General features: G+C 72.3%; 16 protein-coding genes. 8 read left to right on the top strand and 8 right to left on the bottom strand.

Translation table 11 applies throughout. The features are described 5' to 3' along the window. The first annotated feature begins 47 nt into the window (after positions 1-47). Positions 48-2,093: an NAD(+) synthase gene (locus ACFYWS_RS14665; RefSeq protein WP_389274936.1), complete on the top strand. Its 2,046-nt coding sequence runs from the start codon at positions 48-50 to the stop codon at positions 2,091-2,093. Positions 2,094-2,164: 71 nt separating this feature from the next. Here ACFYWS_RS14665 and ACFYWS_RS14660 read toward each other — a convergent pair whose 3' ends face one another. Beyond that, positions 2,165-3,154, bottom strand: a complete 990-nt coding sequence (locus ACFYWS_RS14660) for a GlxA family transcriptional regulator (RefSeq protein WP_389274933.1) — start codon at positions 3,152-3,154, stop codon at positions 2,165-2,167. 70 nt (positions 3,155-3,224) lie between these two features. On the opposite strand from ACFYWS_RS14660, the gene ACFYWS_RS14655 reads away from it, so the two are divergent. Together ACFYWS_RS14655 and mmuM are read left to right on the top strand one after the other, a co-directional pair. Then, positions 3,225-4,193 (top strand): NADP-dependent oxidoreductase, encoded by a 969-nt coding sequence (locus ACFYWS_RS14655; RefSeq protein WP_389274930.1) that lies wholly within the window; start codon positions 3,225-3,227, stop codon positions 4,191-4,193. A 39-nt stretch (positions 4,194-4,232) separates the two neighbouring features. Next, complete coding sequence (gene mmuM, locus ACFYWS_RS14650) at positions 4,233-5,138, top strand: homocysteine S-methyltransferase (RefSeq protein WP_389274926.1); 906 nt, start codon at positions 4,233-4,235, stop codon at positions 5,136-5,138. A gap of 23 nt (positions 5,139-5,161) precedes the next feature. Here the strand turns inward: mmuM and ACFYWS_RS14645 are convergent, their stop codons facing one another. Both ACFYWS_RS14645 and ACFYWS_RS14640 read right to left on the bottom strand, forming a co-directional pair. After that, positions 5,162-5,830, bottom strand: a complete 669-nt coding sequence (locus ACFYWS_RS14645) for a ThuA domain-containing protein (protein ID WP_389274923.1) — start codon at positions 5,828-5,830, stop codon at positions 5,162-5,164. A 9-nt stretch (positions 5,831-5,839) separates the two neighbouring features. Beyond that, positions 5,840-6,493 carry a DUF4389 domain-containing protein gene (locus tag ACFYWS_RS14640; protein ID WP_389274920.1) on the bottom strand — a complete coding sequence of 218 codons (654 nt, stop codon included), beginning with the start codon at positions 6,491-6,493 and terminating at the stop codon, positions 5,840-5,842. 99 nt (positions 6,494-6,592) lie between these two features. On the opposite strand from ACFYWS_RS14640, the gene ACFYWS_RS14635 reads away from it, so the two are divergent. Beyond that, on the top strand, positions 6,593-6,970 hold the full coding sequence (locus ACFYWS_RS14635) for a VOC family protein (protein WP_389274917.1): 378 nt from the start codon (positions 6,593-6,595) through the stop codon (positions 6,968-6,970). Between the two features lie 20 nt (positions 6,971-6,990). Here the strand turns inward: ACFYWS_RS14635 and ACFYWS_RS14630 are convergent, their stop codons facing one another. Together ACFYWS_RS14630 and ACFYWS_RS14625 are read right to left on the bottom strand one after the other, a co-directional pair. Continuing rightward, entirely contained in the window at positions 6,991-7,689 is a 699-nt protein-coding gene (locus ACFYWS_RS14630) for a helix-turn-helix domain-containing protein (protein WP_389274914.1), read from the bottom strand. Beyond that, positions 7,686-8,627, bottom strand: a complete 942-nt coding sequence (locus ACFYWS_RS14625; RefSeq protein WP_389274911.1) for an AraC family transcriptional regulator — start codon at positions 8,625-8,627, stop codon at positions 7,686-7,688. The genes ACFYWS_RS14630 and ACFYWS_RS14625 overlap by 4 nt, the downstream gene beginning before the upstream one ends. An 80-nt stretch (positions 8,628-8,707) precedes the next feature. Between ACFYWS_RS14625 and ACFYWS_RS14620 the strand changes: the two genes are divergently transcribed. Beyond that, positions 8,708-9,574 carry an NAD(P)H-binding protein gene (locus tag ACFYWS_RS14620; RefSeq protein WP_389274908.1) on the top strand — a complete coding sequence of 289 codons (867 nt, stop codon included), beginning with the start codon at positions 8,708-8,710 and terminating at the stop codon, positions 9,572-9,574. 9 nt (positions 9,575-9,583) lie between these two features. Here ACFYWS_RS14620 and ACFYWS_RS14615 read toward each other — a convergent pair whose 3' ends face one another. Next, positions 9,584-10,756, bottom strand: coding sequence for a YihY/virulence factor BrkB family protein (locus ACFYWS_RS14615; protein ID WP_389274905.1), 1,173 nt, complete (start codon positions 10,754-10,756; stop codon positions 9,584-9,586). 90 nt (positions 10,757-10,846) lie between these two features. On the opposite strand from ACFYWS_RS14615, the gene ACFYWS_RS14610 reads away from it, so the two are divergent. Continuing rightward, positions 10,847-12,481: an acyl-CoA dehydrogenase family protein gene (locus ACFYWS_RS14610; RefSeq protein WP_389274902.1), complete on the top strand. Its 1,635-nt coding sequence runs from the start codon at positions 10,847-10,849 to the stop codon at positions 12,479-12,481. A gap of 239 nt (positions 12,482-12,720) precedes the next feature. Beyond that, a complete protein-coding gene (locus ACFYWS_RS14605; RefSeq protein WP_389274900.1) occupies positions 12,721-14,013 on the top strand; it encodes a GAF domain-containing protein in 1,293 nt (430 codons plus the stop codon). Positions 14,014-14,044: 31 nt separating this feature from the next. On the opposite strand, the gene ACFYWS_RS14600 is transcribed toward ACFYWS_RS14605, so the two are convergent. Further along, positions 14,045-14,770, bottom strand: a complete 726-nt coding sequence (locus ACFYWS_RS14600) for a triose-phosphate isomerase (protein WP_389274897.1) — start codon at positions 14,768-14,770, stop codon at positions 14,045-14,047. A gap of 5 nt (positions 14,771-14,775) precedes the next feature. Beyond that, positions 14,776-15,720, bottom strand: coding sequence for a sugar phosphate isomerase/epimerase family protein (locus ACFYWS_RS14595; protein ID WP_389274894.1), 945 nt, complete (start codon positions 15,718-15,720; stop codon positions 14,776-14,778). Positions 15,721-15,833: 113 nt separating this feature from the next. On the opposite strand from ACFYWS_RS14595, the gene ACFYWS_RS14590 reads away from it, so the two are divergent. Beyond that, positions 15,834-16,556, top strand: coding sequence for a GntR family transcriptional regulator (locus ACFYWS_RS14590; RefSeq protein ID WP_389274891.1), 723 nt, complete (start codon positions 15,834-15,836; stop codon positions 16,554-16,556). Positions 16,557-16,695: the final 139 nt, after the last annotated feature.

Here is a 16,695-nt window from a genome sequence, read left to right as displayed (position 1 = left end):
CCAAGCCCCGCCGCGCATGCCACCGCCCCGGTTGACATCATGGGCGGGTGAACTTCCGGTCGATCTACAGTCACGGTTTCGCGCGGGTCGCCGCGTGCACCGGCCACGCCGCCATCGCCGACCCGCGCACCAACGCGGAGGCCGTCCTGCGACAGGGCCGCCGCTGCGCGGAGGACGGAGTCGCCGTCGCCCTCTTCCCGGAGATGGGCCTGTGCGGCTACTCCATCGAGGACCTGGTCCTCCAGGACCCGGTCCTCGACGAAGTGGAGGAGGCCCTCGCCACCATCGTCACAGGATCGGCCGACCTCCTCCCGGTCCTCGTGGTCGGCGCTCCCCTGCGCCACCGCAACCGCATCTACAACTGCGCGGTCGTCGTGCACCGCGGCCGGATCCTCGGCGTGGCACCCAAGTCGTATCTCCCCACCTACCGGGAGTTCTACGAGAAGCGCCAGATCGCGGCGGGCGACGACGAACGCGGCGGCACGATCCGGATCAAGGGCGCGGACGTCCCCTTCGGCACGGACCTCCTCTTCGCGGCCGAGGACGCCCCCGGGCTGGTGCTGCACGCGGAGATCTGCGAGGACATGTGGGTCCCGGTGCCCCCCAGCGCGGAAGCGGCCCTCGCCGGCGCGACGGTCCTGCTCAACCTCTCCGGCAGCCCCATCACCGTCGGCCGCGCCGAGGACCGCAAGCTGCTGTGCCGCTCCGCGTCGGCCCGCTGCCTGAGCGCATACGTCTACGCGGCGGCAGGAGCAGGAGAGTCGACGACCGACCTCTCCTGGGACGGCCAGACCATGATCTACGAGAACGGGTCCCTGCTCGCCGAAACCGACCGCTTCCCACTCGGCGACCAGCACGCAGTGGCGGACATCGACCTCGACCTGCTGCGCCAGGAGCGCCAGCGGATGGGCACATTCGACGACAACCGCCGCACGCACGCGGACCGGACCGCAGGCTTCCGGCGTGTGGACTTCCACCTGGACCCGCCCACGAGCACCGACCTGGGCCTCAAGCGCCACGTCGAGCGGTACCCGTTCGTCCCCGCCGACACCGAGCGCCTCGCCCAGGACTGCTACGAGGCGTACAACATCCAGGTCTCCGGCCTGATGCAGCGGCTCGGCGCGATCGGCGGCCCCAAGATCGTCATCGGCGTCTCCGGCGGCCTCGACTCCACGCACGCCCTGATCGTCGCGGCCCGCGCGATGGACCGTGCGGGCCGCCCCCGCACGGACATCCTGGCCTTCACGATGCCGGGCTTCGCGACCGGCGAGCACACCAAGTCCAACGCGCACGCGCTCATGAAGTCGCTCGGCGTCACCGCCGCCGAACTCGACATCACGGACACGGCCCGTCTGATGCTCCGCGAAATGAACCACCCCTTCGCGGACGGCGAGCCGGCGTACGACGTCACCTTCGAGAACGTCCAGGCGGGCCTGCGCACCGACTACCTGTTCCGCCTCGCCAACCAGCGCGGCGGCATCGTCCTCGGCACCGGCGACCTGTCCGAGCTGGCGCTCGGCTGGTGCACGTACGGCGTCGGCGACCAGATGAGCCACTACAACGTCAACGGCGGCGTGCCCAAGACGCTCATCCAGCACCTCATCCGCTGGGTCGTCAGCAGCGACCAGTTCGGCGACGAGGCCGGGAAGATCCTCACCGCGATCCTCGACACGGAGATCAGCCCCGAGCTGGTCCCCGGCGAGGAGCTGCAGTCCACCGAGTCGAAGATCGGCCCGTACGCGCTGCACGATTTCACGCTCTACTACGTGCTGCGGCACGGCTTCCGCCCCTCGAAGATCGCGTTCCTGGCGTGGCACGCCTGGCGCGACGTGGAGGCCGGCGCCTGGCCCCCCGGCTTCCCGGAGGAGGACCGCGGCGCGTACAGCCTCACCGAGATCCGGCACTGGCTGGAGTACTTCTGCCGCCGCTTCTTCCAGTTCGCACAGTTCAAGCGCTCCGCGATGCCGAACGGCCCGAAGGTCTCGGCCGGCGGCTCGCTCTCGCCGCGCGGCGACTGGCGCGCCCCGTCCGACGGCAACGCGCGGGTGTGGCTGGCGGATCTGGAGCGGTGGGAGTGGCCGGAGGGGGCGTGAGCCCTGGGGTGTGCGGGGGACTGTGACGTCTGACTACGGAAATATCGTGGCCAGGCGTCACAGTCCCCCGCTCACGCCACGCTCACCGGGCCCGCCCGGAAGGTGCGGCGGTACGCCTGCGGGGTGACTCCGATGGTGGCGTGCAGGTGCTGGCGCAAGGACGTGCCGGTGGCGAAGCCGACCTCCGTCGCGATGCGGTCCACCGGGAGGTCCGTGGATTCCAGGAGGTGGCGGGCGCGGTGTACGCGCTGGCGGATCAGCCAGCGGCCGGGGCTCGTGCCCGTCTCCTCCTGGAAGCGGCGCGCGAACGTGCGCGGGCTCATCCGGGCGTGCGCGGCCCACTCCCGCAGGGCGAGCGGCCGGTCGAGGCGCTCCAGTGCCCAGGCGCGGGCCGACGCGGTGCCGCTCTCGCCCTCGTCGGGGACGGGCTGCTCGATGTACTGGGCCTGGCCGCCCTCGCGCCACGGCGGGACGACGCAGCACTTGGCCACGTAGTTGGCGAGGGCGCTGCCGTGGTCGGAGCGCACCAGGTGCAGGCAGACGTCGAGGCCGGAGGCCGCGCCCGCGGACGTCAGTACGTCGCCGTCCTCGATGAACAGCACGTCCGGGTCCAGGGCGACGTGCGGGAACATCCGGCGGAAGCGGTCCGCGAGCGCCCAGTGCGTGGTGGCGCGCCGGCCGTCGAGCATCCCGGCCTCCGCCAGCGCGAACGCTCCCGTGCAGATGGAGACGGTGCGGGCGCCGGGCCGGATCCGGGCGAGCGCGGCCCGTTCGGCGGCGGGCAGCGGGTCGGCGATGCGTGACATGTCGTACGGCGGGACGATCACGGTGTCCGCGGTCTCCAGCGCCTCCGGGCCGTGCGCGACGGTGATCGTGAAGTCGGCGTCCGTGCGGACGGTGCGGCTCGGTGTCGCGGCGCAGGTCACGACCTCGTAGACGTCGCCCGCCGAGCCGAAGACGCGTTTCGGGATGCCGAGCTCGAAGGGGTAGACCCCGTCCAGCGCGAGCACGACCACGCGATGCGGTGAACCCTCGGGCGTTCCACTGGGCGTTCCACTCATGGCACGATTCTATCGCTGGATGGCCATCTTGCCATTGTCCGTGTCGGTCGCGTGGGCGCAGGGTGGTGTCATGAGCGATAACCGATCCACCACCGTGACCGCCACCATGAAGGCCATCAGCCAGGACACCCTCGGGCCGCCCGAGGTGCTGCGGGAGGTCGAGGTGCCGCGGCCGAAGGCCGGCATCGGGCAGATCGTGGTCGCCGTGCACGCGGCGGGCCTCAACCCGACCGACTACAAGCACCGCGGCTCCGGGCTCTTCCTGGGCGAGCCGCCCTTCACGCTCGGCTGGGACGTGTCCGGGGTCGTCGAGGCGGTGGGGCTCGGCGTCGCCCTGTTCGAGCCGGGCGACGAGGTGTTCGGCATGCTGCCCTATCCGTACGGGGCCGGATCGCACGCCGAGTACGTGGCCGGGCCCGCCCGCGCCTTCGTGCCGAAGCCGGAGGGTGTCGGCCACATCGAGGCGGGCGCGCTGCCGCTCGTCGGGCTCACCGCCTGGCAGGCCCTCGTCGACATCGCCCAACTGCGCTCCGGGCAGCGGGTGTTGGTGCAGGCCGCGGCGGGTGGCGTGGGGCATGTGGCGGTGCAGATCGCCAAGGCGCGCGGCGCGTACGTCATCGGGACGGCGTCGGCCGCCAAGCACGAGTTCGTGCGGGGGCTGGGCGCCGACGAGGTCATCGACTACCGCACCGTCGATGTCGCGGCCGAGGTCCGCGACGTCGACGTCGTCCTCGACACCCTCGGCGGCGAGGACCGGCTGCGCTCCCTTGACGTGCTGAGGCCGGGTGGCATTCTCGTCTCGCTGCTGCCGGTTCAGTTCGAGGAAGTGGCCGCGCGAGCACGGGAGTTGGGGGTGCGGGCCACGCCCATGCTCGTCGAGCACGATCAGGCGGGCATGCGCGCCGTCGCCGAACTCGTCGAGTCGGGCGGGCTCACGGTGCACGTGGCGGACACGTATCCGCTGGCCGAGGCCGCCAAGGCGCACGCGGAGGGCGACACGGGGCGGGTGACCGGGAAGCTCGTGCTCACGGTGCGGTAGGGCGCCCGGCTTCGGTGTCGGTCGGCTAGCGTTGACCGTATGACCAGCGATTCCTTCACTCGGTCCCTCACCAGCGGCGTCCTCGTGCTCGACGGCGGGCTGTCCAATCAGTTGGAGGCCGCCGGGCACGATCTGAGTGACGAGCTGTGGTCGGCCCGGTTGCTTGACGAGGAGCCCGGGGCGATCGTCGCGGCGCATCGGGCGTACTTCGAAGCGGGGGCGGATGTCGCCATCACGGCCAGTTATCAGGCCACCTTCGAGGGGTTCGCGCGGCGTGGCATCGGGCGGGTGCGGGCCGCCGAACTCATGCGGTCGAGTGTGGAGTTGGCGCGTAGGGCGAGTCGGGAGGCCGGCGTTCGGCGGCCTCTGTGGGTGGCCGCTTCCGCGGGTCCGTACGGGGCGATGCTCGCCGACGGGTCCGAGTACCGGGGGCGGTACGGGCTGAGCGAGGAAGCGTTGTACGCGTTTCATCGGCCGCGGCTTGAGGTGCTGGCTGGGGCCGCGCCCGATGTGTTCGCCCTGGAGACCGTGCCCGACGCGGACGAGGCGCGGGCGCTGGCGCGGGCGGTGCGGGGGCTCGGGGTGCCGGCCTGGCTGTCGTACAGCGTGGAGGGGGCCCGTACGCGTGCCGGGCAGCCGTTGGAGGAGGCGTTCGCGGTGGCTGCCGACGCCGAGGAGATCGTCGCGGTCGGCGTCAACTGCTGTGCTCCGCGGGATGTCGAGGCTGCCGTGCGTCTCGCCGTCCGTGTCACCGGCAAGCCCGTCGTCGTCTATCCCAACAGTGGCGAGGAGTGGGACGCCGAGGCGCGCGCCTGGGCGGGCCGCGCCACGTTCGCGCCGGACCAGGTGACCGCGTGGCGGGACGCCGGGGCCCAACTGGTCGGCGGCTGCTGCCGTGTCGGGCCGGGGGCCCTGGCGGGGATCGCGGGGGCGCTCGGCCGATAGGCCGCCTTAAGAGTCGCCAGACCTCAAGAGTGGCGTGCCGTCCAGTGGATCGCTCCCGCCAAGTGGGACCGGAACGCCGGGTCGGCGTAGGCCTCGGCGGCGTGGCCGAGGGATGTGTAGAACATCCGGCCCGGCCCCGGCCCCGGCCGCTCCGGGTCCCTGCACCACACCAGCGGGTGGTCGCCGCCCATGGTCGCCCCCTCGTACGAGGATTCGTCGGCGTACGCGAGGACCCGCACGGTGGGGTCGTCGCGCGGGTCGGAGCGGAAGTCGTACCACTCGTCGGTGAACTCCCAGTAGGGCGGCAGGTGTTGGGTCGCCGGGTGGTCGTGGTCCGCGATCCGGACGCGGCCGGGCTGGTACGCGGGGTGGCGGTCGAAGCGGGCCGCGAGCAGGTTCCCGTAGTACGGCCACCCGTACTCCGTGCACGCCGCCGCGTGGACGCCGACGAAGCCGCCGCCCCCGTCGACGTACGCCGCGAGCCGCTCGCGCCCGGAAGGGGTGAGGACGTCGCCGCTGGTGGAGAGGAGGACGACCGCGTCGGGGCGGGCGTCGAGGGCCCGCTCGAAGACGGCCGGGTCCTCGGTGTGCCGCACGGCGAGGCCGAACGTGCGCAGGGCGCGGACGGCGTGCGGGATGGAGTCGTGGCGGTAGCCGGTGGTGCGGGTGTACACGAGCGTCGCGACGGGCATGCCCGGAGGCTAGTACGGCTCGCGCTCGCCCTGGTCCAGGCGGAACGGCGGGTACGTGTCCGTCATCAGTCCCCCGTACGCCGCCACGCGCGCCGCCCAGCGGTGCAGGCCGATGTTGAGGTCGTACATGCCGCGCGGGTACGTACCGGTGAAGAGGACGGCGACGGCCGCGTAGAACGTGAGCAGTCCCGCGACGCCGCCCGCCGAACCGGAGCCACCCACGAGCAGCGACACGATCAGCCACTGGGGCAGCACCAGCAGCCACCACTTGACCAGGACCAGGCCGCGCGAGAGCCGCTCGGGGTAGGCGACGTCGAGGCGGGCCGGGTAGTCGGGGGCGGGTCCGAGCGTGAACGGCGGGTAGCGGTCGGTGCCGAGAGTTCCGTACGTGTAGTAGCCGACGCGCCAGGACCAGCGCATCACACCGACGTTGAAGTCGAAGAGCAGCCGCGGGTAGCGGGCCGTGAACAGGATCGCGAACAGGGCGACGAGGGTGGCGAGGGCCGAGCCGATGAAGAGGACGGCGAGGACGAGGTAGTGCGGCAGCGCGAGCAGCCACTTCACCAGCCACAGCCACCGGGAGACGGCGGCGTCGTAATCGGCTTCCAGAGTCACCGGGCTCGCCGGCCGCACGCTCGCTACGAGAGTCTCGTGGTCGGTCATAAGCCTCGTGTACGGCGGTTTCGGGGCGCCCGCAAGGAGGAGGGCCGGTGTCCGTTTCGTACAAGACCGCGGCCTGCGCCGCTGTCTACCGTGGGCCGCATGAACGAGATCCGAATCCGTATGGACGCCATCGGCGTCGCCACCACCGACCTGGCCGCCTCACTGGCCTTCTACCGCCGTCTCGGCCTCACGTTCCCCGAGGGTGCCGAGCAACTCCCGCACGTGGAAGCCGAGTTGGCGGGCGGCATCCGGCTGATGTTCGACCCGGTACCGGACGCCAAGGATGCCGGCCGGGGCCGCGTCGTGCTCGCGTTCCACTGCGGGGACGCCGCCGGGGTCGACGCCGTGTACGAGGAGCTGGCCGGGGCGGGGCACCACGGCGAGGCCAAGCCGTGGGACGCGCCGTGGGGGCAGCGGTACGCCGTCGTGCTCGACCCGGACGGGAACCAGGTGGACCTGTTCGCGCCTCTCGCGTGAACCGTCCGACGTGAACCGCCCTACGTAACCAGTTCGCCGAGCGTCGTACCCGTCAAGTCCCTTACGTCGCGCGCCAGATGGGCCTGGTCCGTGTATCCGGCGCGGGCCGCGGCCTCGGCGAACGGGACGTCGGCGCGGGCGAGCGCCAGGGCCCGTTGCAGGCGCAGGACGCGGGCGAGGGTCTTGGGGCCGTAGCCGAACGCGGCCAGTGAACGGCGGTGCAGGGTGCGGGCACCGAGGCCCGTCTCGTCGGCGACGGCCGTGACGCTGCGGCCCGCGTCGAGCGCCCGCGCCACATGGGTGAGCAGCGGGTCGGGCGGTCCCGCGACGTGGGCGAGGCGGGCCGCCAGGGCCTCAAGGTCGGTCGCGGGGTCGGCGGAGGCGTCGAGCCGCTCGGTCAGCCGCCGGACCTCGCCGCCGTTCCACAGGTCAGCCAACTCCGCGCGGGTGTCCCGGAGTTCGTGTGCCGGTACGCCGAGGTAGCCGGGCGCCGTGCCGGGCGCGAAGCGGATGCCCGCGAAGCGGCGGCCTTCGCCGGAGCCCGTGGGGTGGGCGCGGGTGTCGGGTCCGGCGACGAAGAGCCGGCCCTCGCTCCAGATCAGGTCCATGCAGCCGTCGGGCAGCACCGGGGCGGCCGCTCCCCCGCCGCGCGCGACCGTCCGGGTCCACACGGTCGCGCCCGGCACCCGCGCCGCCCGCTCCTCGTAGCCCCCGGTCATGTCCGGTACTCCTGCGGGCTCACTCCGTACTGCCGCTTGAACGCGGTGGACAGGGCGAACGCGCTGCCGTACCCGACGCGCCGGGCGATCGCCGCGACCGTCGACCCGCCCTCGCGCAGCAGATCCGCGGCGAGCGCGAGGCGCCAGCCGGTCAGGTACGCCATCGGGGGCTCGCCCACCAGCTCCGTGAAGCGGCGGGCGAGCGCGGCCCGCGAGACCCCGGACCGCTCGGCGAGTGCGACGACCGTCCAGGGGCGGGCGGGATCGTCCTGGATCAGCCGCAGCGCGCGGCCCACGACCGGGTCGCCCATCGCCCGGTACCAGGCGGGCGCGTCGGCCTCGGGGCGGGAGAACCAGGCGCGCAGCGAGGCGATCAGCAGCAGGTCGAGGAGGCGGTCGAGGACGACGTCCTGGCCCGGCTCGTCGCGCACGATCTCCTCCGCGACCAGCGGGGTGAGCGGGCAGCGCCACACCTCGGTGGGCAGTACGAGCAGCGCGGGCAGCGCGTCGAGCAGCCGCGCGGTCAGCTCGCCGCGCATCTGGTACGTGCCGATGAGCATCTTCGCCGGGGCGTCCGGCGACTCGCCCCACTGCCGTACGCCGAGATCCTTGTAGCGGCCGACGTGCGCGGGGCCCAGCGGGCGGCACTCCTGACCCGGTCCGATCTCGGCGCGCGGCTCGGTGTCCGGGTCGTCGCAGCAGACGTACGGGGCCGGGCCGCGGGCGATGGCGATGTCGCCGGGGCGGATGTGCTGTGGCTTGTCCGCCCCGCCGTCGCCGCCCTCCGGCAGGATCCACGCCTCACCCTCCACCATGATCATCACGGAGAGCGGTGCCCCGTCTGCGATCCGCACGGCCCACGGCGGCTCGAAGCAGGCCCGGATCATGAAGGCCCCGCGCGCCCTCGGCCCTTCGAGGAGCCCTGCGAGTACGTCCATGAAATCAGCGTAGACGGACGCGTATGGCGGTGAGCGGCTCGGCGATGTCGGCGGGTGGCGTGCGGCGGTTGAGTGGAGGCATGACACAGACGGAGCGGAACACACAGGCGGAACGGAACACACGGACGGTGCTGGTGACCGGCGCCACCGGGCGTACGGGGCGCCGGGTCGCCGACGCGGCGCGCGCCGCGGGGCTGAGCGTGCGGGCCGCCTCCCGGTCGGGCGCGGTGCGGTTCGACTGGGAGGAGCCCGGGACCTGGGACGAGGCGCTGCGCGGCGCCGACGGGGCGTATCTGGCCTTCCCCACGGACATCGGGGCGCCGGACGCCGCGGACCTGGTGGGGGCGCTGGCGCGGCGGGCGGTGGAGCTCGGGGTGCGGCGCCTTGTGCTGCTGTCGGCGCGCGGCGAGGAGCAGGCGCTGCCGGCGGAGGAGGCGCTGCGGGCGTCGGGGGCGCGGTGGACCGTGCTGCGGTGCGCCTGGTTCCAGCAGAACTACAGCGAGGGCCCGCTCGCGGACCAGGTGCGGAGCGGGGAACTGGCGTTCGCGGCGCCGGAGGCGCTGCGTGAGCCGTTCATCGACGCGACGGACATCGCGGAGGTCGCGGTCGCGGTGCTGCGCGAGCCGTCGGGGCGGTACGAGGGCGAGGTCCTGGATCTCACCGGGCCCGAGCTGCTGACGTGGGGCGAGGCGCTCGCGGCGGTCGCGGCGGTCGCGGCGGCCACGGGTACCGAGAAGCGGTACGTGCCGTTGCCCGACTACGGGGCGACGCTGCGCGGGTTCGGGGTGCCGGAGGAGGAAGTGGCGTTCCTGGTGGAGCTGTTCGCGACGCTGCTCGACGGGCGCAACGCCTCGGTCACCGGTGACGTACGGCGGGTGCTCGGGCGCGGCCCGCGTACGTTCGGGGAGTTCGCGGAACGGGAGGCGGCGGCCGGCGCCTGGAAGTGAGCGCCCCGGTCAGTCCTTGTCCTCCTCGTCCCCCGCCCCGTCACCGTTCTTGCGGACGTGCGTGCGCAGGCGGGACGTGACGTCCTCCGGGGGCAGGAACTTCGACCAGCGCTCCGGGAACTCGGACGGCATGCCGGGGTCGTCGCCGTCGTCCGGGTCCTCGGGGTCGTCCGGGTCGTCCGGGAAGCCCAGTGCGGCCGCCCGCGCCAGCTGCTCGGTGGCGGCCGCCCTGCGCACCCGCTCGTTCGCGGCGCGCGCCGCCGCCGTCGCGACCGAAGGCCACACCCGGTCGATCGCGGCGTTCACCGCGGCGCCGACGAGCACCGCGAACGCCGAGATGCCGATCCACAGCAGTACGGCGACCGGCGCCGCGAGGGAGCCGTAGATGGTCGGGCCCTCGATGGTGTTGGTGAGGTAGAGGCGCAGCAGGAAGCTGCCGGGGATCCACATCGCGAGCGACACGAGGGCGCCCGGCACGTCCTCGATCCACGGCGAACGCACCGGCACGGACACGTGGTACAGCGTCGTCAGGAACGCGATGGACAGGATGAGGACCACGGGCCAGTAGAAGATCTGGACGAGGGACTGGGACCAGGGCACGAGGCCGATCACCGCGTCCGGGCCCGCGATCATCAGCGGCAGCGCGATCGCGCCGAGGAGCAGCCCCACCAGGAAGAGCAGGAACGCGAGCAGCCGCGTCTTCACGATGCCGCGTACGCCGTCGAGTCCGTACATCACGGTCACCGTGTCCACGAACGTCGACACCGCGCGCGAGCCGGACCAGAGCGAGAGCAGGAAGCCGATGGAGATGACGTCGGGCCTGCCGCCCTTGATGACGTCGTCCAAAATCGGTTCTGCGATCTCCTTCACGCCCTGGTCGGTGAGGACCGTGCGTGAGGCCTCCAGGATGTTGTCGCGGACGCCCGCGATGGTGTCGGCGCCCGTCCATGTGTCGACGTACGCGAGCAGTCCCACCAGGGACAGCAGCAGCGGCGGGACCGACAGGAGGGTGAAGAACGCCGCCTCGGCCGCGAGGCCCAGGATGCGGTACTCCATGCAGGAGTTGACGGTGTCCTTCAGGAGCAGCCAGGCCGTCTTCCGTTTGGAGACGTTGTGATACAGAACACGCGCCCGGTGAAGGCGTCCGGACGGCGATCGGGGGGATTCACTTGCTGGCTGCACGTCTCAACGGTATCCGTCGGGAAGGACGCCGTCCGACGTCAGGCCCGGCCTGTGGTGGGGTTTGCGGTGTCGCGGGTAGGTTCGGCAGACATGGCAGGCAGCACGCATACCGTCACCAACCAGGTCCCTCCGCTCGTCGGGTACGACGTCTTCTCCGCCGACCCGGCCCTGACGCAGGGTCTGAAGCGGCATCTGGACCCGGCACTTCTGGACGAGACCCTCGCGGACCTCACACTTCTCGGCCGCACCGCCGGGTCGGCGCAGGCGCAGGAGTGGGGCCGGCTCGCGAACGAGAACCCGCCACGCCTTCGCACCCACGACCGCTACGGCCACCGGATCGACGAGGTGGAGTTCCATCCGGCGTGGCACCGGCTCCTGGGCAAGGGTGCGTCGGCGGGGCTCACGTCGGCATGGACCCGGCCGGGAGGTCATCTGCGGCGCGCCGCCGCGTTCCTGGTGTGGTCGCAGGTAGAGGCGGGGCACCTGTGCCCGCTGTCGATGACGCACGCGGCGGTGCCCGCGCTGCGCACGGACCCGGAGCTCGCAGCCGAGTGGGAGCCCCGACTGACGTCCACGGTCTACGACTTCGGGATGCGACCCGCGGCGCGGAAGGCCGGGGTGCTCTTCGGCATGGCGATGACGGAGAAGCAGGGCGGCAGCGACGTACGGGCCAATACGACGCGGGCCGTACCCCTGTCCGAGGACGGGGCGTACGCGCTCACCGGCCACAAGTGGTTCTGCAGCGCGCCGATGTCGGACGGCTTCCTGGTGCTGGCGCAGACGGACGCGGGGCTCACGTGCTTCCTCGTCCCCCGCGTCCTGGAGGACGGCACGCGCAACCCCTTCGCCCTCCAACGCCTGAAGGACAAGCTGGGCAACCGGTCCAACGCGTCGGCGGAGGTCGAGTTCGACGGGACGTGGGCCCGCCGGGTCGGCGAGGAGGGGCGCGGGGTGCGCACCATCATCGAGATGGTGTCGGCGACCCGGCTCGACTGCGTGCTCGGCTCCGCCGCCCTGATGCGGCAGGCCGTGGCGCAGGCGACCCACCACTGCGCGCACCGCGAGGCGTTCGGCGCGAAACTGGCCGACCAGCCGCTGATGAGCAACGTATTGGCCGATCTGGCCCTGGAGTCGGAGGCCGCGACGACGCTCGCGCTGCGGCTCGCCGCCGCGTACGAGGACGGGGGCGAGCAGGAGGCGGCCTTCCTGCGGATCGCGGTGCCTGCGGCCAAGTACTGGGTGACGAAGCGCTGTACGCCACTGGTCGCGGAGGCCCTCGAATGCCTCGGCGGCAACGGGTACGTGGAGGAGTCCGGCATGCCGCGGCTGCTGCGCGAGTCACCGCTGAACTCGATCTGGGAGGGCGCGGGGAACGTACAGGCCCTGGACGTCCTGCGGGCGTTGCAGCGGGAGCCGCAGGCGCTGAACGCGTTCCTGATCGAGGTCGGCAAGGCGCGCGGCGCCGATCACCGGCTCGACGCGGCGGTGAAGGATCTGCTGACGGAACTCGGAGACCTGGACGGCATCGAGACGCGGGCGCGGCGGCTGGTGGAGCGGATCGCGCTGGTGCTCCAGGGTTCGCTGTTGGTGCGGTACGGCCCCGACGACGTGGCGGACGCGTTCTGTGCGGGGAGGTTCGGCGGGGACCGGGGCGCGGGCTTCGGAACGCTGCCGCACTCGCTGGACCTGGCGTCACTGGCGGAACGGGCACGCCCACAGGTCTGAGCCTGCCTCGGGGTCCGGATACTGACGCGGGGATGGTGCTGCGCCGACACGGCACCATCCCCGCTCATCAGGCCCCTAGAGGAGCTCGAACGCCGCAGCAGCGGCGTTGTTCCCATCTTCAAACCCCGTACGAATGTTCACCAGGGTTGCAGGGGGTTGCAACGTTCCTCGGGAAGGCCCACGCCTGCCCGGTCCCTCAGGGCAGGATGGACGCAACTCCCCACAACCGAGGTTCCCCCATGAACAAGGACTCGACGATCGACCTCGCACGGTTGTCCGCCATGGATGTGGCGCACTCGTCCCACCTCCTCAAGGGGGTCCGCGACGCGACGCTCTCCGGCCTGCGCCCGCGCGTGCGACCGCGGCCGGTGATCGACGACTCCTGGCGGCGGATGCTGCGGGACGGCGTCGACCCGGACCACGACGTCCGCGCGGGGCTGCTCACCACGGAGGCGCTGGAGGAGAAGCGGCGGGCCTCGCCGCTGTTCCCGCTCCTTCCGATGCTGCGCGAAGCGCTGGTGACGGTGGCCGACGCGGCGCAGCACATCATGGTGATCAGCGACGCCGAGGGCCGGATCCTGTGGCGCGAGGGGCACCCGGGCGTGCTGCGCATGGCCGACAGGCTCGGCTTCGAGCTGGGCGCGCACTGGGCGGAGGACGTCGTCGGGACGAACGGGATCGGTACGCCGCTGGTGGCCCGCCGTCCCGTACAGGTCTTCTCCGCCGAGCACTTCGTGCAGTCGCAGCACCCGTGGGTCTGCACGGGCGCCCCCGTGACGGATCCGCGCGACGGGCGGCTCCTCGGGGTCGTGGACGTCAGCGGGCCGATGGACACGCTGCATCCGGCGACGCTGTCGTGGGTGCACTCGGTGGCTCAGCTCGCCGAGGCCCGGCTGCGCGAACAGTTGCAGGGAAGCCTGGAGCAGCTGCGTTCGGTCGCCGCGCCCGTCCTCGCCCGGATGAGCGGACGGGCGCTCGCGGTCGACGAGTTCGGCTGGGCGGCGGCGGTCACCGGGATGCCGCCCGTGGACCGGGTGGCGCTGCCCAAGTCCCTCGCGGAGGGCAGCTGCTGGGTCCCTGCGCTCGGGTCCTGCAACGTGACGCCGCTGGCCGGGGGCTGGCTCCTGATGGTGGACGAGGAGCCGCGGCCGCTCGGCGCGACCCGTATCGCGCTCGACGTGAGCCGCCCGCGCCACTGGTCCCTGGAGGTGTCCGGGGCGGCGGCCACCTGGTCCCACGAACTGAGCCCGCGGCACGCCGAGTTGCTGTACGTCCTGGCGCTGCACCCGGCGGGACGCAGCGCGTCCGCGCTCGCCGACGACCTGTTCGGCGACCGGACCCGCACGGTGACGGTGCGGGCCGAGATGTCCCGCGTCCGCCGCTACCTCGGCGCCCTCCTCGCGCACCGCCCGTACCGCTTCGCGGACGACGCGGACGTGGGCGTGCTGCTGCCGGAGCATCCGCGGGACCTGCTTCCGTACTCGGTCGCGCCGGCGGTGGTGGCTGCTCGGGAGGCCGGGTCGGGGCTGTGACGTCGAACTACGAGCGTGTCGTAGTACGGCGTCACAGTCCCAAGGCCACCAACTCCAAGAACGCATCCACATCCCAAGCCGCCCGCCCCACGAACAACCCTTGCACCCCCGGAAGCTCAAGCAGCCATTTCGCGTTCCCCAGGTCGACCGACCCCCCGTACAGCACGGCGCGCGCCGGGAGTTCGGCGAGGGCCGCGAGGGCGGGGGCGATCTCCTCGGGGCGGGGCGGCCTGCCGTGTTCGCCGATCGCCCAGACCGGTTCGTAGGCGAGCAGCACCGCTCCCGGGTCCGACTGCCCTTCGAGCGCCGCCTCGGCCTGCGCGCGTACGACGTCGGCGCCTCGCCCCGCGTCCCTCGCCGCCGCGGACTCGCCGACGCAGACCAGCGGGGTGAGGCCGTGGCGCAGGGCGGCGGCCGTCTTGAGGCGGACCGTGTCGTCGGTCTCGGCGAAGTGGGCGCGCCGCTCCGAGTGCCCGATCTCGACGAGCCGGGCGCCCGCGTCGGCGGCCTGCGGCACCGAGATCTCGCCGGTCCAGGCGCCTTCGTCGTCCCAGTGGGCGTTCTGTACGCCGGTCAGGACGGGAGAGCCGGGGCCGAGGGTGTCGGCGACGGCGGAGACGGCGGTCGCCGAAGGGATCAGGAAGGGGTGCACACCGTCGATGCCGTCGCCGACCGCGTCCCGTACGCGCGCCGCGTAACTCGCGGCCTCGGAACGGGTCTTGGTCATCTTGAAGCTGGTCCCGATCCAGCGGCTCACGCGGATCACTCCCCGAGGCGGGCGCGCAGGACGCGACGCAGGTAGTCGCGGTTGGCGGCGGAGACGCCGAGGCCGTCGCCGCCGTAGTGCTCGACGCAGATCGGGCCGTCGAAGCCGCACTCCAGGGCCATGGCGAGGGCGCGCCGGTAGTCGATGAGGCCGCCTTCGCAGGGCGCGGGGTGGGTGAAGTAGGCGCCGGTGGCGAGGTCGTGGTCGCGGTAGTAGTTCTTGATGTGCCAGTAGTTGGTGTGCGGGAGGGTCTTGCGCAGCATGGTCTGCCAGTCCTCGACCGGGCGGTGCAGCCGGATGAGGTTGCCGATGTCGGGGTTGAGGCCGACGTTCGGCAGGCCGATGTCGGTGACCAGGGCGACCGCGCTGTCGGCGGTGCCGAGGTAGGTGTCCTCGTACATTTCGAGCGAGAGGCGTATGCCGTACTGGGCGGCGCGCTCGCCGAGTGCGCGCAGGCGGGTGACCGCGAGGTTCCAGGAGCGGGTGTCGCCGGCCGGGTCGGTGGCGCCCTGTTCGTGCCAGAACCACAGTGCCTGTTGCTGAGTCTCCGTCAATTCCCGGTGCAGGCCCACCGATACGACTCCGATGCCGAGGTCGGACGCGGCGTCGATCGTGCGCAGGAGGTACGCGAGGTGGGCGCGGGCCGCGTCCTCGTCGGGGTCGATGACGCTGCGGCGGATCGCGGAGATCGCGGTGACTCCGAGGCCGGACTCCTTGAGGGCGCAGGACAGTTCGGCTCTGCGGTCGGCGTCGAGGTCGCCGGGGCGTACCCAGCTGTCGGTGAGGTCGACGTGGTCGAAGCCTTCGCCCGCGACCTCGTCGAAAACCGAACTCCACTGCTTCGTAGGCGCGTTGTGGGCGTCGGGGAACTGGAGGAGGGCGGCACCGATGGGCCAGTCACGGGAAGTGCGGGGCGACGTGCGGTGGACGGTGGGCGGCATGGGCGACTCCCTCGTCGGCCTGAACGGTCCTCACTGAATCGTAGACCCTATAGGATCTATCCGGTCTGCGACAGACTGTCCGCACCTCCTCCTCGGATAACCTGGACGGCGAGATGAGCCCGAAGAGCACGCACCCACAGAGCCCCAACTCCCCGCTCGTGGCACGCCGCGCGCTGCGCGACGGGGTCTACGACGCGATCCTGGAGAAGCTGCTGGACGGCTCGACGCCGCCCGGCTCCTCCCTGGGCATCGACTCGCTCGCCCGCGAGCTCGGCGTCTCGCCGACTCCCGTGCGCGAGGCCCTCGTTCAGATGGAGCACACGGGCCTGGTCAACCGGGTCGCGCTCAAGGGGTACAAGGTGGCGCCGCCGCTCTCCCCCGAGCAGGTCACCGAACTCTTCGACGCCCGCATCATGTTGGAGCTCGGTGCGGTGGAGCGGGCCCTCGCGCACGCCGACGACCTGGTGCCCGAGCTGCGGGCCGCGCACGCCCGGCACGTGCTCGCGGCGCACCGCGTGCGCAAGCTGCGCGGCGGGGACGCGACCGCCACCGACAACTCCGACCTGCGCGAGTACTTCGCCGCCGACTGGGCGTTCCACCTGCTGATCATCCAGGCGGCGCAGAACAGGTTCATGGCGGCGATGGCCGAGTCGCTGAGCGCGCATGTGCACCGGATGCGGCAGACCGTCGACCACGGCACGTTCGACATCGACCAGGCCATCGCCGAGCACACGGCGATCCTCGCCGCGTTCGAGTCGGGCGACCCCGAGGCGCCGGCCCGCGCGATGCGTACGCACCTGGAGGGTGTCGAGCGGCGTTCGCTCGACGACGCGTAGCGCGGCGGAGCGCATCCGCGGGTTTGATGGGGATCAACTTCGGGCCGCGTGGCGGCAATTCACGCATGCCTCTTGTCATGGCTCCTTCGGCGCACCTACGGTCACGGCCATATCCCATAGGATCTCGGATCCGCAGGAA

Source organism: Streptomyces sp. NPDC002795, assembly GCF_042888725.1.
Taxonomy (GTDB): Bacteria; Actinomycetota; Actinomycetes; order Streptomycetales; family Streptomycetaceae; genus Streptomyces.
This window is presented reverse-complemented; position numbering and strand designations above follow the sequence as displayed.